This window comes from Arthrobacter sp. SD1074B (assembly GCF_056780195.1).
Map to the genome: position 1 here is coordinate 672403 of NZ_JBRAZT010000001.1, position 19573 is coordinate 691975.

A 19573-nucleotide genomic window follows, 5' to 3' on the forward strand; every position below is an offset into this window, starting at 1 on the left:
TAGCGGCCTCAGGCCGCAAATCCCGTCCCCGACCGGCGGCGTCCATAACGCCGTTCCGTAGCCTGTACCCATCCCATAAGGCTGAATGGGCAGCAGGATGAATCAGGGAAAGCGCGTACCCGTCAGTCGGCGACCAAGATGCATCCTCGATGTCTCTGGTTCAGCCGTCCACCGGTCGAAACGCGCACTCCTGCAAAACGCACGGCGCCGGCGCGCTGTCTGCCCCCGGATGCCCGCGAGGGTTCATCGAAGCGGCCACCACGCAAGCATCGCCCGGTGCGCTCACGACAGTTCAACCTAACGAGCTAGGGACTATTTGAAGAACTTGACCTCCAGAACACGGCCAGAGCCTGGCCGTGCCGAAGAACTACGGGAGCGGCTTCGGAGGGAAACCGCCGGGTTGCATCGCCAGGTAGAGGAAATGACGGATCTTCCCGGATCCATTTCCACCAGGGAAGACTACATTGAACTGTTGCAGCGGCTGCATAGTTTCCACTCCGCCGCTGAGGAGAGGCTCGCCAATCGCGCCTGGGCCGCGGAGTGGTCCGAGATCGGCATCGCTTTGCCGGCACACAGGCGGGCTCATCTGCTGTCCGCGGATCTGAAGTCCCTGGGAGCCGTACCTGAGAAGGCCACGGTGTGGCTTCCCGGCCTGAGCAATGTTGCCCAGGCTCTCGGGTGCCTCTATGTCGTCGAAGGCTCCTCTTTGGGAGGCCGCGTCCTCGCCCCGGCTTTCCGGGCTTCCCTCGGCGACGTTCCCACTGGTTTCTTTGACAGTGATGAAAGGCTGCACCCGCACCCGTGGCGTTCCGTCGTAGCGGCCCTTCCCAGGGTGGATGTATCCGCCGGAAGCGCCGAGGATGTGTTATTCGGAGCGCAGGGAACGTTCCTGGCGTTCGGCAGGCACCTTGCTGGCCGGGTCAGGACCGAAATCCAGTGACGCGCGCCCAGGAATTGCTGACAGCGGACGAACTGGAACGCCTTGAGGCGTGCGCTCGCGAACCTATCCATGCGCCCGGCGCTATCCAGCCTCATGGCGCCCTGCTGGTCATCGATCCGGTTTCGACGGAAATCATTCAGATCAGCGCGAACACTGGAGCGGTACTTGGCCAGGATGCTGCGTCGCTTCTTGGTCGGCCGCTGGAGGTCCTCACCGGGTCCGAAGCGGTATCGAAGCTGCGAGCGGTGATCGCGGCCGGGGTTGATGATGCTCCGAATCCCACATCACTCACTATTGCCGGGCGGGCCTTTGACGTAATTTTGCATGAGGTGGACGGACTGGTCGTCGCAGAGTTCGAGCCGGTCCGAGGACGGGGCGAGGCGGATCTGCTCGCGCTGCTGCACCCGGCGGTGAAGAGGCTTTCCACGGCCTTGTCGGTGAGCGATGTTCGGGCCGCTGCCGCCCGAGAGATCCGCCTGCTCACCGGCTATGACCACGTCATGGTCTACCACTTCCACCCGGACGGCCACGGTGAAGTCGTAGCCGAGGAGCATACCGAGGGCATCACGCCCTACCTCGGTCTGCACTTCCCTGCGTCGGACATTCCCGTCCAGGCGCGCCGGCTGTACCTCCGGAAGCTCTCCCGGGTCATTGCCACCAGTGATTACCAAGGTGCTGCCTTGGTCCCGGATTTGAATCCCAGGACGGGACGCCCCACGGATCTGTCCCTGGCCGAACTGCGGAGCGTCTCGCCGCACCATCTGCAGTTCATGCGGAACATGGGCCAGGGCGCGTCGATGTCCCTGTCCTTGGTTCATGAGGGCAAGCTCATCGGAATGATCACCTGTTCGCATCGGGAACCTCTCTATCTGCCGTACATCGGGCGGCGTGTATGCGAGATCCTGGCTCAGCGGCTGACGTTTCAGATCAGCACCGTAACCGATAAGCGTCGGCTTTCGGACCAATTGAAGAAACAGCGTCTGCGCAGCAGCCTCATCCAACAGATGGTTGCCGCGGATAATGTTGCGGTGGCACTCGTCAGCGGCGAAGCCAACGTCCTCGATCTTCTGGCGGCCGACGGGGCAACGGCCCGTATAGACGGGATGCAGGCATCAGCCGGTCAGACGCCGCCGGAGGAGAATGTCGAGGCGATGGTCAGCCTCTGGCGCAGCACTGCCCAGGACCGGGAGCTAGTCACCGAATCGCTCAGCACCGATCGGCCCGACTTGGCCGCATTCGTGCCTGGAGCCGAGGGGCTCGTCCTCCTGGATCTGGGTTCTGGAGGCGACTACCTCGTCTGGTTCCGTGACGAGGTCCTGAAGTCCGTGAAGTGGCTCGGCGAGCAGTCACTCGCAAATCGGGATACGCCGTTGTCACCCCGGAATTCATTCCGGACGTGGTCCCAATCAGTGGCTGGGCAGGCGGAACCCTGGGATGCGGTGGCGGTCGCAGAGGCAAGGGAATTGCGCCGTGACATCGACACGGTCCTGCTGCGCCGGGTGCAGGCGAGGCTCGCTCATCAGGGTCTGCACGACGCACTGACCGGGCTGCCCAACCGGCGCCTGCTCACCGAGCGTCTTGGACGTGCGCTGGAACGGCGCGCCCACGGTGTCCCGGCGTCTGTCCTCTTCATCGACCTCGACCGCTTCAAGCTAGTCAACGACTCGTTCGGACACGAGGTTGGTGACGCCCTGATCATAGAAGCCGCGGAACGCATCTCCCGTTCAACCCGGGGCAGCGACACCATCTGCCGCTTCGGCGGGGATGAGTTCCTGGTCCTCTGCGAAAATACCGACGCCGGCACCGCCGAAAGCATTGCGGGGCGCATCGTAGAGGCGTTTCGGGAACCGGTACGCATAGACGGCTTTGAGCTGCGCATAACAGTGTCCGTGGGGATCACGGCAGCGCAGGAACATCACCGCCCTGCGGATCTGCTCCGCGAAGCCGACAGCGCCATGTACCTGTCCAAGAACGAGGGTCGAAACCGGAGCTCATGGTTCACAGACCAGTTGCGCGACCAGGCCAGCAACCGGCTGCACTCGGAACACGCCCTGCGCCAAGGCATCGACCGCGACGAACTTGAACTCCACTACCAGCCGATCTGCGCAGTCGCAGAGGGAGAACTCATGGGAGTGGAAGCCTTGGTGCGGTGGAACCGGCCCGCCCACGGGCTGGTTCCCCCGGACCAATTCATCCCCCTCGCGGAAGAAACGGGCCTCATCAACCAACTCGGTGAATGGGTGATGACAGAGGCCATCCGGCAACTCAAGCAATGGAGGGACGAGGGGCTGGTAGGACCCGGCTTCCACATGGCCGTCAACGTCTCCCCGCTCCAACTCTTGGCTCCCGCCCTCATCGATACGGTTAAACGGCTTGTGACTGACCATGGGGTGAGACCTTCCGACTTGATCATTGAAATCACCGAATCGACGATGATGTCGGAGTCAGCAGCCGTCACGAATGCGCTCGACGCCCTTGCTGATTACGGTGTCACACTCTCCATCGACGATTTTGGAACCGGTTACTCCTCCCTGGCTTACTTGCGATACATGCCGGTAAGCCAACTGAAGATCGACAGATCATTCGTCGCCGGGCTCGGTGAGAACAAGGCCGATGCCACCCTCGTTGAGACTGTCATCGGGCTCGCCCGGGGATTAGGAATGACCTGCGTCGCCGAAGGCGTAGAGACGGACCAGCAAATGGACCTGCTTCGCGAACTGGGCTGCGACTTGGCTCAGGGATACCACCTGGGACGACCACGCAGCGGGCCCGCGCTCACCGCCGCCTGGAAACAACTCCGCGCCGGCGCACAGATGGGCGAGAAGTGATGCGTCGGCTCCGAGACGACGACTTCCTGCGGTGAATTCGCGGCCCGCTACGCACCCGGGCGGGCGGGCTCCCTACCGGGAGTTCAGCCAGTGGGCACGTCGTGGTCGGTGCCTCGAAGACTAGTGGAGTCGTGCGGCGGGCTTGTTCGTGCTCGTTCTCTGGCGGCACTCCTGAAACTGGCGGCGATGCCGTAACCCTCCCCGTGGCCCAGCTTTGATATCTCCGCTGTGTTTTCACCTGACGTGATGGTGAGGGTCTCGCCGGAGATCCGTTTGCCAAGCGTGAGCCGATCGATTGTCCCGTCACGCATGTCCATGGCAAGTTCGGCTGAAGCAGCTTGATCAGCCACAAACAAGAGCCGCCGATCTGTGAGGACGACGAAACCCGGACTTCCGTTGAGTTGTCCCTGACCTGCGGCACGAACCAATTCATTTCGATGCAAGTGGCGGACAATGTCGCGCCGAGTCTTCGCATCGACTTCGAGACCGGCCCGAGAGGCTGCATCTTGTAAACCGTGGAAATACATGGCGCCCTGGGGGAGGTTTTCCTCGATGGCGAGCAAATGTGCATAAAGCTCTTGATAGGGGCTGTCCGACGTCCAGGTAACGACGGTTCTTGTTCCCAAGGACGACGTGGAGCCCATCAGGCGAGCGTGGCGGCGCCGCTGGATCACAGAGCGGGGTACATCGACAACCGGTTCCTGTGCACTGGTGATTGTGGCTCTGAAGCCGGCGTCGGCGGCGGCTTTGTGGATAAGCGGAAGTGCACGGGGAGCATCGATGAGCATCGTCCACAGGACATTGCTGGAATTGGTCATGGGTTCCTCTGGTCAATGGTTAGCCGGGGAGGCCCCGATAGATGCCCAATGGCACTTGGGCGGCTACGCGTAATCACGAGCGCGTGGGGGCGCGGAGTTGTCCTTCGAAGACGGAAGCGTCGACCGGCTTGCTGAACAGGAAGCCTTGTGCGCGGTCGCATCCCATGGCCCGCAGTGCGTTCATCTGCTCGGAGGTCTCCACGCCCTCGGCGATGACGCGCAGCCCCAGGCCGTGTCCAAGCCCGACGATCCCGGCGACAAAGGCGGCCGATCCGTCCTCTCCGAGCCTTGTGATAAAGGATCTGTCGATTTTGACTTCGGTGACGGGCAGTCTGTGCAGCTGGGCCAGTGATGAGAAGCCCGTCCCGAAGTCATCGATCGAGATACCTACGCCCATGGAGCGGAACTCACGAAGGTTGTCGTCGCTGACGGCGGATTCGGACATGGCTTGCGATTCAGTCACTTCAAGGGTGAGTGCGCCGGCGGGGAACCGGGTTCGTTGCAGCACCTTGCGGACAAGGTCCGGGAAACCTGTGCTACCGAGCTGGAATGCCGACACATTGACGGCAACCTCGATGCCGTGGCCGTCCGTGTGCCAGCGTTCGCCTGCTGTGCAGGCTTCTTCGAGAACAAAAGCGCCCACTTCAGCGATCAGGTTGCTGTCCTCGGCCAGGGGAATGAACTCACCCGGCGAAACGAGCCCCAGATCCGGGTGTTGCCAGCGGACGAGCGCCTCGGCAGCGACGATTTTGTTGGTTGCGAGGTCGATCTGGGGTTGGAACTGGACCCTTAGTTCTCCCCGGGCGGCGGCGCCGCGCAGGTCCGACTCAAGTTGCAGGTAGTCCCTGCGATGCACTGTCGGGAGCGCGTGGCCGCGGGTCCGTGCCTTTGCGCGGTACATTTCGAAATCGGCCTCCTCGACGAGTTGCCGCGCCAATACTTGTTGGCTGTCAGAGTCATCGCAGCGCAGGGTTTCCCGGACTGTGGTTCCTATGGCAACTTCGACGAAGATCTTCTTGCCATCGATGTCGAGGGGTTCCGCGAGCCGGGAGCGAATCTGATCGGCGACGTCGTCTGCTTGCTCGGCAGTGTCGATGTTGGGCAGGAGGACGACGAATTCGTCCCCGCTGTATCGTGCGACCGTGTCCCCGTCTCGTAGAGCAGCTTTGATCTGAGCGCCGACATGGCGGAGAACGCTGTCACCGGCACCGTGACCGAGCCAGTCGTTGATGCGTTTAAACCGATTGATGTCGCAGAACAGAAGCCCGACCTTTTGTCCTGTACGGGATGCTTGGACCAATGAGGTTTCAAGCAGGTCTTCCAAGAATGCCCTGTTGGGAAGTCCCGTCAGCGGATCGCGGAGAGCTTGCCGCCGGGCATCCTCAAGAAGTCGGATGTTCTCCAGGGCGACCGCCGCCAGGGCGGCGAGGCCTGAAAGCCGCTCGATGAGGGTCCCCGCCAGTGTGTCTGGCGCCGGCTCGTCCGCCCAGTGCGCCAGCACGATGCCGGATACTTGGTTCCCGGCCATGATCGGTATGGCCGCGAGGGCCGAAATAGCAAAGTCAGCCAGCATGCCGCGCGCCCAGTCCGAACCATTGCGGTCTACCAGGATCGCTGTACCGGTAGCGAGGAGCTGTGCTAGCTCGGGACTTTCCTGCTCGGTGGTCATATAGGCGGCCAACTGCTCCGCCTGCGCGCCGTGCCAGCCGCTCATGCCGGCAATTCGGAGCTTGCCGGCCTCCGTGTCCCATAGGGCAATAGCAGACCGGTCGGCGTCCGAGAGGGAGGGCACCGCGTCGGCAATTGAAGTGGCGAGGTCTTTCTCTGTGGAGTGTTTCGAAAGCGACCGGGAGACATCCAGGAGCAGCTGCGCTGTTTCTCCGTGTTCCCGGGCCTCCTGGATGATTCCCGCGATGTCGAGACTGACGGCCGCGTGTCGTGCGTATGAGGCCAGGGCATCTGTGTCTTCGGGGAAGAATTCCTGACCCGGATGCGCCACGGCTGCCATGACGCCATAAAAGTGCGACTCGGAAGCCACGGGTACGCTCAGTACCGGCAGGTCCGCAAGGGCGGCGGCGTCAATGGAAAGTACCATTTCGGTTTCGTCGAGGGCGGCCTCCAGGACTTTCCCGATGCCGCGGACCCGCACATGACGGTCCCCGGCGAGGGCCCGGACGGCGAGAAGGTGACCGGGGGCGTGGACGGCGCTGTCTGCGCGGGTAAGGATCCGATCGAGCACCTCGTCCAGCGGCGAGTTGCTGACGAGGTCCGATGCGGCAGCCTCCAGGAGGCGGAGTCGGTGCTCGGCTGTTGAAGTTCTATTCGTTGGCGGATCAGCCGGTTTGAGTTTCCTTAGCGTCCGGGCCAGGTGCTGTCGCGGCGGTATGTTCCATGCCACGTTGTACATGCATTCGGGGGCACCATTGAGCTGGCAAATGTCCCCGTGGTCCACCCGTGCCTGGGGAAGACCGAAGGAGGCGGGAACCTGGGCCAAGAAGCCCAGGGCGTAGTCGCAGTCAATGCGATTGGGCTGATACGGGGCGAGTACCTTCCGCGCCACTGCGGCGGATCCTTCCTCGGCCTGATCGCACCTGTAAACAATGGCAGAGTCGTAGCGCGTAGCGATCCGCGAGATCCCGCGGAAGGCCGCGGCGGGGGAACCCGCTGCCCAGAGTTTCCGCCACGGCTCCAGTTCCGAGTCAAGCAGGGAGGCCGGCCCCAGTCGCAGCCCGATTCTGGGATCGTCAAGCTCGGCCGCGGCGGCCTCGAAAAGCCGAAGTTTGTCCGGATAGGAAATCCTGCCCCCGGTGCTTTGCAGTTCCTCCCGTCGATGCACGGCGCCTGCACGTTCCAGAACGCGGGAAACCCCTTCCGGTCCAGCCTGCTCCGCGACCACGCGCAGCAGGACTCGGGTCGTCACCGTTGACGTACCGGGAACCACACGGGAATTCTTAGGCACGGAACACAACTTCAGCTCGGCCTGGGGAGTGGCAGGGCGCAGCTGGAACAATCGGATGCATAGGAGAGACCTTTGCTAATCGGTAGCCCGGCTGACCCCTGGGGCCCCGTGGCTTTGCGTCCCCGGCTCGCACCGAGTTTGCCCTTATCGACGAGCGGCTGCTCAATCGAGCGACATCCTAACAACAAAACTGACGGGCAGATGCGTTAGCGACGCGGAAGCCAGATCATCATTTCAATCAGCCGGGAGACTCACCGCTTCGGGCGAAGATCGGTTCCCCCCCTAAAGGTGCCGTCGACTGCTGACGTTAGGTTCGCAGCGACGACACCAAGGAACGGAACGGCGCCTGGTCCAGCTATGCGCGGTCCGGGGCGGCGAGGGCGTCCTTGGGGCCGTGAAGGTCGGGACCTTTCGCCAAGGAGGCAGGGCTGCCGTTGTCTCCGGATATCACGGCCTGCTTGAGGTGATTCCAGAATTCCGCTGCGCCGTCGGACCAGTCCACGTCGAGAACATGGCTTGCATTCAGCATCTTTGCCCATTCCTGCACGAGGTCGTGATGGAAGACGAACTCTGCCAGGGCGGTGCCGTCAGGCAGGGGCAGCGGTACGAGGTCCGGCTGCTGAGGAAGCATGTCGATGGCGGCCAGCAAGGATTCGAGGGTCCGCCTGGCTGATTCCGGGCCGCGGGTCTGCGGCGGCAGCGTGCCCGAGTCTTTGGCGTTGGATATCTGGTGGCGCAATTCCCGGGTGAATGCCGCCCAATACCGGGCATGTCCTGCGTCGACGATCATCGTGCGGTCCGCTGCACTAACAGGCGCCTCCCCGTAGGAAGCGAACGTTGCGCGGCCGCTGAGTTTGGCCGAGTACATGGCCGCGTCCGCTTGTTCCAAGAGCACACGGGCATCAGTGCGCAGCGGTCCAACCGCGATCCCGATGCTGGCGCTTACGTTAAGGCGGCTGCCGCCCACCACGAAGGGCACAGCGAATGCATCGAGGATCCGCTGAGCAATCTTTGGTCCCCTTGCCGGTGCTGAACCGGGGAGAACGAGCGTGAACTCGTCGCCGCCCGTCCTGGCCGCGGTGTCCCCGTCTCTGATGCAGGTCTCGAGCCTCCGGGCTATTTCGACTAGCAAGGCATCGCCAGTTGCGTGGCCGTGGGAGTCATTGACGGGCTTGAATCCATCGATGTCGACAGCGATCACGAGCGTGGACATTTCTGCGCCCACGGCGGCCTCTAACCGTTCCTGTAGCAACGATCGGTTCGCCAGGCCCGTCAGGGAATCATGTTGGGCTAGTGCGGCGAGGCGGTCTAGAAGAATGCGCTCCTCCACCCTGGCGCGTTCGTGAATACTCCAGTGCATCACGCTGGTGATGCAGCTCGCGAGGAACAAGACCACGTGCACGACGACCCAGCCCGCGGCCTGATCCGCTGTCATTGAGTGTCCGAAGAGAGCCTGGGGAGCGAGGATGCCCAGGACGGTGTGGTGGATGAGGACTGTTCCGACGGCCGCGGCGACGGGCGCCCAGTCTTCGTATAACGCCACGACGGGGACCATGATGAAGAAGAGGAAGTGGGCTTCGACAGTTCCGGAGACGTGGACAGCTTCGGCCGCAATGAGCATCAAGCCCACGGCTGCCATGACGGAACGTGCCCGATACGGGAGCGGAGACACCCAGGCCGCGGCCGCAATAATGGCCGGTACGACGCCTTCGCCGATGGCATGGGCAAGCGGTTCGCCGAGCAGAAGCGCAAACATGGTGACGGCCGCTGACATGAACAAGCAGAACGAGACGATACTCCGATGCCGAAAGGCTTTCGCACCGTCTGGGAGCTGCGATCCTTTCGGGATATTCATCCTCACGTGGTTAGCCACTGCCGGATCACGACTGCTCCTTCGTTCGGGTCACGGGCCGATGATGTCTTGGTCACAATGACCGTACGCGATTATAAGTTGACTGGACCCCATGCAGGAGCGCATGTTGCGCTGGCTATTGCGTAGTCCAGGGTAGGAAGGTATCGGCGGACGTACTGAATCCCGGTGACGAGGCGGCTTGGCCAGCGCCGGCTCAGGCTGTGGCCGACCGCCTCGCGCGGCCGAAACCTCTCGCCTCATCGCGCCGCCAGCATCCGTCGCCATGGCCGGCCACGCCCCCGGCCGGACGCGAGACCGCTTTAGTGACGCTTGACACGCCCGTCATCTCGCCCTAGACTCCTGGGAACGATTCCATGGAATCGATTCCATGAACTACCTGCCCTAAATCACGATGGAGTGTTAGCGGAGATGACCAGTGTGACGATCAAGGATGTCGCCGCCCTCGCCGGCGTTTCCAAGGCCACGGCGTCCAGGGTCCTGTCGGGCCATTCCGCGACGTCCAGCGACGCCCGGGCGAAGGTCAGTGCGGCAGCCGAACGCCTGGGCTTTCGTCCTAACGCCCAAGCCCGCAGCCTCCGCTCGTCGAAGTCCAACGTCCTGGGCTTGCTCGTTTCCGATGTCCGCAACCCATTCTTCGCCGATCTGGCTCACGCCGTTGAGCAGGCAGCCCTGGCCGCGGGATATGTGATCCTGCTCGGCAACGCCAATGAGAGCGAAGAGCAGCAGAACCGCTTCCTGGACACCCTGATAGACCAACGGGTAGACGGTGTGATTGTGGCACCGCAGAGCGACGGCGGCGGGTCCATCAGGTCCTTGTTGGACCGTGGAATTCCCACCGTCTTTGTCGACCGCACCGTCCAGGGAATCGACGTGCCAAGCGTGACCACGGACAGCGGGCAAGGTATCAGTCAGACCGTCCGGCACTTCGCCGAACAAGGACACCGACGGATCGGCTACATTGCCGGGCCCCAGACGATCTCGACCGGGCGGGAACGGTACCGCGCATTTGTGGACGCAATGGGCGAAGCAGGTCTTGATCTGGACCCCGAGCTGACCGTTTTTGGCGACTTCCAGTCTGCCAGCGGTGCAGCCGGAATCGAGCAGCTTCTCAGTCTCGACCAGCCGCCCACAGCGATCTTGGCCGCGGACAGCCCTATGGCCGTCGGCGCGGTCAGCAAGATCCATGGACTTGGCCGCCACATCGGTGAGGACCTCGCCATGGTGGCCTTTGACAACATCGACTGGTTCGCCCTGCTGACCCCGCCGTTGAGCGTCATTTCCCACAGCGTGGAGGACATGGGACGAACCGCCGTCGATCTGCTGGTTGCCGTGATCGGCGGCGGCCAGCCAGAGTCCGTCGTCCTTCCGAGCGCGCTCATTGTCCGTGAATCATCTGCTCGCCGCCCTACGACCCGCTGAACACCAGAGGAACCGCCCCATGACTGACCGCCAAAATCATGATGATGCTGCCCTGCATTCCGAAGAGCCCCTTGTCAGCCTCAAGAACATCAGCAAGTCCTTCGGCCCGGTATCCGTTATCAAGGACGTTACGGTCCACGTCTATCCTGGCCAGGTTCAGGTGCTCCTGGGCGAGAACGGGGCTGGCAAATCCACCCTGATCAAGATCTTGGCCGGCGTGTACCAGCCCGATCAGGGCGAGATCCTGATCGGCGGGAAGGCAGTCTCCCTGCCCAACACACGGACCGCCGAAGCCTACGGTATCGCCACAATCCACCAGGAACTCAACCTGGTGGCGAGCATGAGCGTTGCCGAAAATATCATGCTCGGCCGCACACCGAAGAGATACGGCGTGGTGGATAGGCGCGAGCTCCGCCGCCAGGCCAAGGCCGCCCTGGACCGCATTCGCCTGGACGTCGACGTGGACACGCTCGTCGGTGACCTGGGCATCGCCCAGCAGCAGCTCGTTGAGATCGCCAAGGCCCTGAGCATCAACGCCAGAGTGCTGATCCTGGACGAACCGACCGCAGCTTTGACCAAACATGAAACCGAAAACCTTTTCCGGGTGGTTGAAGAGCTTCGCGCGGCCCGGGTTGGCATGCTGTTCATCAGCCATCATCTGGAGGAGATCGCCGAAATTGGCGATACAGTCTGTGTGCTCCGAGACGGTGAGTTTATCGCCGAAGTTCCTGCTGCCACTCCCGAGGCCGAACTTGTCCGGCTCATGGTCGGCCGCAGTATCGAGGATCAGTTCCCCCGCAGCAACACCTTGGCGGCTATGGCGCTACCGGAACCGGCTGGAAGCCCCGCATCGGACATCCTGACGGTCCGGGGCCTAACCACAAAAGGGCGCTTCAACAACATCTCCTTCTCGGTCAGGCCCGGCGAGATTCTGGGCATCGCCGGGCTCGTCGGGGCTGGACGCACCGAAGTCATACGTGCCATCGCCGGCGTTGACCGCCACGACGCCGGAACGGTAAGCGTGCGGGGCCGGAAACTCCCCAAGGGCGACGTCGGGGCAGCCATTGCGGCCGGCATCGGGCACGTCCCGGAAGACCGCAAGGCCCAAGGTTTGGTTCTGGACGCCTCGGTCAACGACAACCTCGGGTACGCGACGCTGAAGTCCAGCTCCCGCATGGGCCTGGCAGACTTCGCCGGCCAGCGGCGAAAGGCAGAAGCCATCGCCGCTAAGCTGCGCATCCGGATGCACAGTATTGACCAGTCCGTCAGATCCCTTTCCGGCGGAAACCAACAAAAAGCTGTCTTCGGCCGTTGGATCATGGCTGAGTCCACCATGCTGCTGCTCGACGAGCCCACCCGAGGAGTCGACGTCGGCGCCAAGGTGGAAATCTACGAACTTATGAACCAGATCACCGCGGCGGGCGGCGCCATCGTCATGGTATCCAGCGAGCTCCCCGAGGTGCTGGGCATGAGCGACCGCATCCTGGTGATGCGCGATGGCGAAATCGCGGGCGAACTCGACGCCGCAACAGCCACCCAGGACGATGTCATGACACTGGCCGCAAGAGACACGGAGTCGGGCCGATGACGCACCCACCCCAGCTACAGACAAGGAACACGCCCATGTCCACTGCCACTTCCGCTGCGCCCAGAAGGGGATTCGACTTGCGCAGATTCCTGAGCAACAACGGCGCCCTCGTGGGACTCCTGGTGCTGGCGCTCGCGCTGTTCATCATCACCCCGGACTTCCTAACCGGCCCGAATCTCCTTAACATCGGCATCCAGGTTTCCACCGTCGCCATCCTGGCATTCGGCATGACGTTCGTCATCGTCGCCGGCGGCATTGACCTGTCCGTTGGCTCCGTCGCAGCCCTCAGCGCTATGGTCTCCGGCTACATGTTCGTTTCCTCCGGGCTGCCCGGCGGCCTCGCACTCATGGTGGGCTTGCTGACTGGCCTGGTCGTAGGAACGGTCAACGGCCTGGCCAGCGCCTACGGGAAGCTGCCCTCGTTTATTGCCACCCTGGCAATGCTCAGCGTCGCCCGCGGCCTAACCCTCGTGATCTCCGATGGACGCCCGATCAAGACGCCTCCTGAAGTGTCCTTCCTCGGAAACAGCATCGGCCCGGTGCCCACCCCCATCATCGTGCTCGTCGTCGCGGCCGCCATCGCGTCGTTCCTGCTGAACCGTACGGTGATCGGCCGATCCATGTACGCCGTCGGCGGCAACGCCGAAGCCGCGCGACTGTCCGGCTTGCCGGTCAAACGCATCACGGTCACCGTCTTTGCCCTCGCCGGCATCTTTGCCGCGCTCGCCGGGTTGCTCCTGGCAGGCAGGCTGGATTCCGCCCAGCCCCAGGCGGCAGCCGGTTATGAACTGGACGCAATCGCCGCCGTCGTCATCGGCGGTGCCTCGCTCGCCGGTGGCGTGGGCCGGATCTCAGGGACCATCGTTGGCGCCCTGGTGCTGGTCGTCATCCGCAACGGCCTCAACCTGCTCAACGTCACCTCATTCTGGCAACAGGTGGTCATCGGCGTCGTCATTGCCCTGGCAGTTGGTGTCGATGTGTTCCGCCGCAAGACCCGTTCCAGCTAGTAACAACTAACCAGTCACAAACAAAGGAAAGAACAATGAAGATCTCCCTTCGCCGCACCGCGGCCTTCGCTGCCGTTTCGACGCTGCTCCTCACCGGCGCCACCGCCTGCAACCGCGGCGGTGACTCCGCGGCCGCCGGCAAAGACAAGGTGGTGCTGTCCCTCTCCACATTGAACAATCCCTTCTTTGTCGAGGTCCGGGACGGGGCCGAAGCCGCAGCAAAGGCCGCAAACATCCAGCTCGACGTGGTGGATGCCCAGAACGACTCCGCCACCCAGGCCAACCAGCTCGCCACCGCCCAAACCGGCGGCGCGAAGGCGGTAATCATCAACCCCGTCGACTCCGACGCCGCCGCCGCCTCAGTGGGGGCCCTGGTCAAGGCCAACATTCCCGTTGTCGCCGTGGACCGCACCGTCAACGATGCCAAGCTTGCCTCACTGGTAGCTAGCGACAACGTTGCTGGCGGCAAGCTGGCGGCTGCTGAGCTCGCTGCAGCGCTCGGGAACAAGGGTTCCATTATCGTCCTGCAGGGTGTTGCCGGCACCTCTGCCAGCCGCGATCGCGGCGCCGGGTTCACCGAGGGTATGAAGGCGTTCCCAAACATCAAGATTGTCGCCCGTCAGACGGCCAACTTTGACCGCACAGCCGCCCTTGACGTGACCACCAATCTCCTCCAGGCCCACCCCGGTGTCACCGGCGTCTTCGCCGAAAACGACGAAATGGCGCTCGGTGCCATTCAGGCCCTCGGCGCCAAGGCCGGCAAGGGAGTCAAGGTCGTCGGATTCGACGGTACGACGGACGGCCTCGCGGCCATCAAGGCGGGGACCATGGTCGCTACAATCGCCCAGCAGCCGGCGAAGCTCGGCCAGACGGCGGTCGAACAGGTCGCCAAGGTCCTCAAGGGTGAAAAGGTCGACGCTACCGTTCCGGTCAGCGTAGTTGCCGTGAACTCTAAGAATGTCGGTGAATTCGGCAAGTGATGCAGTCATCCCCGTCGACCGGGAGAATCGCCGTGGTCGGCTCCATCAATGTTGACCAAGTAGTCAGGGTTCACCGCCATCCGGTTCCAGGTGAAACCCTCCTGGGACGCGGGCTCAGCCTGCTCCCCGGGGGCAAGGGCGCAAACCAGGCGGTAGCTGCCGCCCGGTTGGGTGCTGATGTCAGCATGGTCGGGGCGGTGGGTTCCGACGACACCGCGGCACTGGCCACGACTCTGCTACGGGAGGCCGGCGTGGACCTCCAGGCGGTCCTCACCGTCGAAGGCCCCACGGGACTGGCAGTCATCACCGTGTCGGATGACGGGGAGAACACCATCGTTGTCATCCCCGGTGCGAACGGATCCGTGAACGCCGAGGCGGTCCGGGCCAGCGCGCGATTGCTTGCCGAAGCCGCCGTCGTCGTCTTGCAGGGCGAAATTCCTGTGGACGGAATAGCCGAGGCGGCGCGCCTGGCGACGCGACGGGTCCTGCTCAACCTCGCCCCGGTCGTGGAGCTGGATGCCGATATTATCCGAGCGGGCAATCCTCTGGTGGTCAACGAGCATGAGGGCGCGCACGTCCTCGCGCAGCTGGATCCGGAGGCGGCGGTGACCGTCAGCGATGACGACCTGGTAATGGCGCTGCGCGCACAAGGTATCGCGTCGGTGGTATTGACCCGCGGCGCGCTGGGGGCCATCTGCTCCGATGGCGACGGCACCTTCCACGTGCCGGCCCCAACGGTACAGGCGCTGGACACCACGGGGGCGGGAGACGCCTTTGTGGGCGCGCTGAGCGCTCGCCTTGCTGCGGGAGAGTCGCTCCGGGACGCGTCGGCCTTTGCGGCGCGAGTCGGCGCCTTCGCTGTTCAAGGCCACGGCGCACAGGGCTCCTATGCGCTGGCCACGGACGTTCTCCCGGAGGTGACACCATGAAACGCGGCGGAATACTCAACGCAGAACTAAATGCTGCCGTCAGCCGACTGGGCCACGGTGACCTGGTCCTGGTTGCGGACTGCGGAATGCCCGCGCCGGCGGGTGTTCCGGTTGTGGACCTCGCGGTTGTGTTTGGTGTCCCCAGGTTCGACCAAGTGCTGGCCGCTCTCTTCGGAGACCTCGTCTTTGAGGCCGCCGTCGTAGCGCACGAAGCCCGCGGCTCCGCCCCGGAAGCATGGGTGACTGAGCAACTGCCCGAGGTTGGCTACGTCAGCCACGAGGAGCTAAAGCGGCTCTCCGCGTCGGCGAAGCTCTTTATCCGGACAGGCGAGGCGACTCCGTACGCCAACGCCCTGCTCACCTGCGGGGTTCCGTTCTAAGTAACACACGGACGACGCCGGGACGGCCGTTCGGTGCGGCACTATCTCCGAAAGCCGCGCCGGTGCTCAGTTCGGCCCCAGCCTGTCTGAACCGCCATTCGACGTTCCACCGCGGGCCCGACGCCTAAGCCCGTCGAGCCCGCAGGGGACCGTCGAACCGGCCACTTGCCTGCCTCACCCCTCCGGCCGGGTGGCCTCCTCCAGGATTTCCAGCAGGTGCCGGTAGGAGTGGCCGGTGGCCTTGGACATGCCCAGTTCGCAGGTGCGGTTCGTTGAGGCGTAGGCGTCGAAATCGCGCTCGTTGATTTCCCGGGCCTGCTTGTCCGTGGCGGAGTCGGTCAGTTCCGGGTGCAGCAGGCCGCGGTCGCCGGCGAAGGCGCAGCAGCCCCAGTTCAGCGGCACAAACACCTCCCCGGTGACGGCCCGGGCGATGTCCATCAACGCACCGTTGGTCCCCAGCTGGGTGGAGGAGCAGGTGGGGTGCAGGGCCATGGACCCCACCGGAGCGGTGACGGTCAGCTTTTCGAGCACGTGCTGGTGCACGAACTCCACCGAGTCCACGAACCGCAGCCCGGCGTACCGTTCCCCGCCTTCGGCCGCGAGCCGCTTCATGGTCTCCAGGCCTTCCGTGCAGGAGGCGGCGTCGCACACCACCGGCAGCCAGCCCTGGCCGCTGGCCTCGTAAAGCCCGTCCAGGACCTTCGAGGACATGGCCGCGTAACCCTGCGTGAAGCCCTTGGACTTCCACGGGGTGCCGCAGCACAGGCTGCCGATATCCTCCGGTACGGTCAGCCCCACGCCTCCGCGCTCGCAGAGCTCCAGGAAGGCCCGGGCCGAGCCTTTGCCGGGCCCGCCGGCTGCACCACCGGGCGCGTCCGCGGGGCCGAACATGGTGCCGATGCAGGCGGGGAAAAACACGGCGACGCTGTCCGGGTCCCGGCGCGGCCGGCGTTTGGAGCCGCCGCCGGGCAGCACTGCGTCGTAGGCGGGAACGGTCTCCGCGCCCAGCACCGCCCGGCCGACGGCGGTCGCGGCCTTGGCCAGCGGCGCGGGCATCGCCTTCGCCACGGTCAGGGCCAGGCCGCCGCCGGCCGTGATCGCGCCCCAGCGGTCCGCGGCGGCGCTCCAGCCGGCCTCCGCGACGGCGTTCGCGTTTTCCTTCCGCAGCCGCCGCACCAGGTCCCCGGTGTTGATCAGCACCGGGCAGGCGGTGACGCACATGCCGTCGGCCGCGCAGGTCTGCACGCCGTCGTACTCGTAGTCCTTGCGCAGGCGGGCGGCCAGGGTGTCGTCGCCGCGCTGTTCCGCGGCGGCCATCTCGCGCCGCAGCACGATGCGCTGGCGAGGGGTGAGGGTGATGTCTTTGCTCGGGCAGACCGGTTCGCAGTAGCCGCACTCGACGCAGCGGTCTACCTCTTCCTCCACCGTCGGCGCCACCTTGAGGTTCTGCACGTAGGAGAGCGGCTCCTCGGCGAGCAGCACGCCCGGGTTGAGGAGATGGGCGGGGTCGATCAGCCGCTTGATCTCCTGCATGACTTCATAGAGTTCGTCACCGTACTGGCGCCGGACGAAGGGAGCCATGATGCGCCCGGTCCCGTGCTCGGCCTTGAGCGAACCGCCCGCACCGAGGACGAGGTCCACCATGTCATCGGTGAAGGCCTGGTAGCGGAGCAGCTGCGCAGGGTCGTCGAAGCGCTCGTTAAGCATGAAGTGGACGTTGCCGTCCTTCGCGTGCCCGAAGATCACCGACTCCTCGTAGCGGTGTTCGGCGAAGAGCCGGGTCAGTTCGCCGCAGGTGTCCGCCAGGGCCGGAACCGGCACCACGATGTCCTCCAGCAGTGCGTTGGTGCCGGAGGGACGGGCACCGGCCACCGTCGTGTAGAGGCCCTTGCGCACATGCCAGAGCGCCGCGCGGTCTTTCGGGTCCGAGGTCAGCGCGAACGGCGAGGCCAGGTCCAGGGACGCGAAAAGTGGCTGCGAGTTGTGCTGCTTGCCGGCCAGCTCCGCGGCGTCGGCGCCCTGGTGTTCCACCAGCAGCGCGGTGTGCCCCTGGACCGGGAGCGACCGGATGGCCGCGGGCGCGTCGGCAGCGAGTTGCGCGACCTTCAACGCGGCGGCGTCCATCAGTTCGATGGTCGCCAGGCCGGAGGCCACCAGCTCGGGCAGGGCCGCCGTCGCCGCGGCGAGGGTGTTGAAGACCAGCAGCCCGGTGGCGACGGCCGGCTTGACCTCCACGGTGCGGAAGACCGCTTCCGCCACGAAGCCGAGGGTGCCCTCGCTGCCGATCATGAGGTGCATCAGGATGTCGACGGCGCGTTCGTAGTCCAGGAACGAGTTCACCCCGTAGCCCATGGTGTTCTTCATCGAGAACAGCGAGTTAATGGTGCGGACCGACCCGGCGTTCCCGGCCACCCGGCGGCGCAGCCGCAGCAGGCCCTCGTGGAGTTCCGGTTCCAGCTCCCGCAGGCGTGTGTCCGCGTCGGCGTCGGCGGTGTCGATGACCGTGCCGGAGGGCAACACCAGGACCATTGACTCCAGGGTGCGGTAGGTGTTGAACTCGGTGCCGCAGGCCATGCCGGAGGAATTGTTTGCGATCACGCCGCCCACGGTGCAGGCGATCTCGCTCGCCGGGTCGGGGCCGAGTTTGCGGCCGAACGCCGCGAGGCGGGCGTTGACGCTGCGGACGGTGGCCCCGGGCTGGACGCGGACGCGGGCGCCGCCGTCGAGGACCTCGATGCCGCGGAAGTGCTGGCGGGTGTTGATCAGCAGGCTGTCGCTGAGGGCCTGGCCGGAGAGGCTCGTGCCGCCGGAACGGAACGTGGCGGGCAGCTTGAGCTCGCGGCTGCGGCGCAGCAGCAGTCCGACGTCGTCGGCGGTGCGCGGGGTGGCGACGCCCTGGGGGATCAGCAGGTAGTGGGACGCGTCGTGCGCCATGGCCCGGCGGTCCAGGTCCCTTGTGCTGACCGTATCGAGGTCCAGCTGGTCGATCAGGGGTGCGGCGGCGGCCGTGGCGGTCATGCGGTGCTCCAAGGTGTTACGGGGTGGGAGGGGATTGCGGCGGGGTCGCTTCCTGCGCCCGGAGGTAGAACCATTCGATGTGTTCGCGCAGCAGGCGGGCCGCAAGCTCGCCGTCGTGCGCCCGGACGGCGTCAAAGATGCCGTGGTGCTGGCTCCGCAGCTCGCACAGGACATCCGGCCAGGACTCCATCGCGTCCATGGCGCCCTTGACGTAGCCGACGATGGACCCGCTGAGCGACTCCATCATCGTGGCGACGACGGCGTTCCCGGCGAGTGAGCTCAGCGCGACGTGGAACCGCGCATCGAGCTCGTGGAAGGTAGCCCGGTCAAGTCCGGGGTTGTCCATGGCGTCCAGCAGCGCGGCGGCCTGCTTCAGCTCTTGCTCGGTACCGCCGCGGGCGGCCCCGGCCTGGGCGGACCAGGTCTCGAGCAGGATGCGGGTCTGCACAATGTCTTCGACGGGCAGCCGGCTGCTGGCCACATGCAGGCGCAGGGCGGAGGACAGGCCCGCGGACGGATCCGAGATGACGATGGCCCCGGAAGTGGGCCCGGAGCCGACGGAGCTTCGCAGCACACCCATGGCGTCCAGGATCCGGATGGCTTCGCGAACCGAGGCCCGGGAGATCCCGTAGCTTTCCGCCAGGGTCCGTTCGCCCGGGAGGCGGTCGCCCAGCTTGATCTTTCCGGAGCGCAGGTCGGCCTCGATGTCCTGCAGGAGCGCGTCATAGGTACGACGGCGGGGGCCTGCTCCGGCTTCGGCGGTTGTCACGGGCTTTTCCTTCCGGGCGGGAGTGCGGGCCGTGGCGCGGCCCGCACTCATCATGGCGTGGGGCT

At 64.8% G+C, this 19573-nt stretch carries 13 protein-coding genes and 1 riboswitch; of the genes, 8 read left to right on the plus strand and 5 right to left on the minus strand.

Annotated features, from left to right (window positions below):
- Positions 1–325: 325 nt before the first annotated feature.
- On the plus strand, positions 326–940 hold the full coding sequence (locus ACUYM2_RS03315) for a biliverdin-producing heme oxygenase (protein ID WP_481598778.1): 615 nt from the start codon (positions 326–328) through the stop codon (positions 938–940).
- Positions 937–3768 (plus strand): bifunctional diguanylate cyclase/phosphodiesterase, encoded by a 2832-nt coding sequence (locus ACUYM2_RS03320; RefSeq protein ID WP_481598779.1) that lies wholly within the window; start codon positions 937–939, stop codon positions 3766–3768. The genes ACUYM2_RS03315 and ACUYM2_RS03320 overlap by 4 nt, the downstream gene beginning before the upstream one ends.
- Positions 3769–3851: 83 nt before the next feature.
- Here ACUYM2_RS03320 and ACUYM2_RS03325 read toward each other — a convergent pair whose 3' ends face one another.
- The 3 genes from ACUYM2_RS03325 to ACUYM2_RS03335 form a co-directional block, all read right to left on the minus strand.
- Positions 3852–4586, minus strand: a complete 735-nt coding sequence (locus ACUYM2_RS03325; protein WP_481598780.1) for a hypothetical protein — start codon at positions 4584–4586, stop codon at positions 3852–3854.
- A 73-nt stretch (positions 4587–4659) separates the two neighbouring features.
- Complete coding sequence (locus ACUYM2_RS03330) at positions 4660–7482, minus strand: putative bifunctional diguanylate cyclase/phosphodiesterase (RefSeq protein ID WP_481598781.1); 2823 nt, start codon at positions 7480–7482, stop codon at positions 4660–4662.
- Between the two features lie 141 nt (positions 7483–7623).
- Positions 7624–7698, minus strand: a riboswitch (cyclic di-GMP riboswitch).
- Positions 7699–7900: 202 nt separating this feature from the next.
- Positions 7901–9319, minus strand: coding sequence for a diguanylate cyclase domain-containing protein (locus ACUYM2_RS03335; protein ID WP_481598782.1), 1419 nt, complete (start codon positions 9317–9319; stop codon positions 7901–7903).
- Positions 9320–9826: 507 nt separating this feature from the next.
- Between ACUYM2_RS03335 and ACUYM2_RS03340 the strand changes: the two genes are divergently transcribed.
- Genes ACUYM2_RS03340 through rbsD form a run of 6 tightly spaced genes read left to right on the plus strand, consistent with a single transcriptional unit; the run spans position 9827 to position 15721 of the window.
- Positions 9827–10837 (plus strand): LacI family DNA-binding transcriptional regulator, encoded by a 1011-nt coding sequence (locus ACUYM2_RS03340; protein WP_481598783.1) that lies wholly within the window; start codon positions 9827–9829, stop codon positions 10835–10837.
- Between the two features lie 19 nt (positions 10838–10856).
- Positions 10857–12425 carry a sugar ABC transporter ATP-binding protein gene (locus ACUYM2_RS03345; protein WP_481598784.1) on the plus strand — a complete coding sequence of 523 codons (1569 nt, stop codon included), beginning with the start codon at positions 10857–10859 and terminating at the stop codon, positions 12423–12425.
- 35 nt (positions 12426–12460) lie between these two features.
- Positions 12461–13432 (plus strand): ABC transporter permease, encoded by a 972-nt coding sequence (locus ACUYM2_RS03350; RefSeq protein ID WP_481598785.1) that lies wholly within the window; start codon positions 12461–12463, stop codon positions 13430–13432.
- Positions 13433–13467: 35 nt separating this feature from the next.
- On the plus strand, positions 13468–14412 hold the full coding sequence (locus ACUYM2_RS03355) for a substrate-binding domain-containing protein (RefSeq protein ID WP_481598786.1): 945 nt from the start codon (positions 13468–13470) through the stop codon (positions 14410–14412).
- Positions 14412–15341, plus strand: coding sequence for a ribokinase (locus ACUYM2_RS03360; RefSeq protein ID WP_481601392.1), 930 nt, complete (start codon positions 14412–14414; stop codon positions 15339–15341). The genes ACUYM2_RS03355 and ACUYM2_RS03360 overlap by 1 nt, the downstream gene beginning before the upstream one ends.
- The gene (gene rbsD / locus ACUYM2_RS03365; protein ID WP_481598787.1) at positions 15338–15721 is read left to right on the plus strand and encodes a D-ribose pyranase; all 384 of its coding nucleotides are present in this window, start codon (positions 15338–15340) and stop codon (positions 15719–15721) included. Before ACUYM2_RS03360 ends, rbsD begins: the two co-directional genes overlap by 4 nt.
- A 174-nt stretch (positions 15722–15895) precedes the next feature.
- Here the strand turns inward: rbsD and ACUYM2_RS03370 are convergent, their stop codons facing one another.
- Positions 15896–18739 carry an FAD-binding and (Fe-S)-binding domain-containing protein gene (locus ACUYM2_RS03370; RefSeq protein WP_481598788.1) on the minus strand — a complete coding sequence of 948 codons (2844 nt, stop codon included), beginning with the start codon at positions 18737–18739 and terminating at the stop codon, positions 15896–15898.
- A 16-nt stretch (positions 18740–18755) separates the two neighbouring features.
- Positions 18756–19508 (minus strand): FadR/GntR family transcriptional regulator, encoded by a 753-nt coding sequence (locus ACUYM2_RS03375; protein ID WP_481598789.1) that lies wholly within the window; start codon positions 19506–19508, stop codon positions 18756–18758.
- Between the last annotated feature and the right edge of the window lie 65 nt (positions 19509–19573).

Coding starts and splice junctions, on each gene's coding strand:
- ACUYM2_RS03325 (WP_481598780.1), bottom strand. CDS start 4,586: ATGACCAATTCCAGCAATGTCCTGTGGACGATGCTCATCGATGCTCCC.
- ACUYM2_RS03335 (WP_481598782.1), bottom strand. CDS start 9,319: ATGTCAGCGGCCGTCACCATGTTTGCGCTTCTGCTCGGCGAACCGCTT.
- ACUYM2_RS03340 (WP_481598783.1), top strand. CDS start 9,827: ATGACCAGTGTGACGATCAAGGATGTCGCCGCCCTCGCCGGCGTTTCC.
- ACUYM2_RS03345 (WP_481598784.1), top strand. CDS start 10,857: ATGACTGACCGCCAAAATCATGATGATGCTGCCCTGCATTCCGAAGAG.
- ACUYM2_RS03350 (WP_481598785.1), top strand. CDS start 12,461: ATGTCCACTGCCACTTCCGCTGCGCCCAGAAGGGGATTCGACTTGCGC.
- ACUYM2_RS03355 (WP_481598786.1), top strand. CDS start 13,468: ATGAAGATCTCCCTTCGCCGCACCGCGGCCTTCGCTGCCGTTTCGACG.
- ACUYM2_RS03360 (WP_481601392.1), top strand. CDS start 14,412: ATGCAGTCATCCCCGTCGACCGGGAGAATCGCCGTGGTCGGCTCCATC.
- rbsD (WP_481598787.1), top strand. CDS start 15,338: ATGAAACGCGGCGGAATACTCAACGCAGAACTAAATGCTGCCGTCAGC.
- ACUYM2_RS03370 (WP_481598788.1), bottom strand. CDS start 18,739: ATGACCGCCACGGCCGCCGCCGCACCCCTGATCGACCAGCTGGACCTC.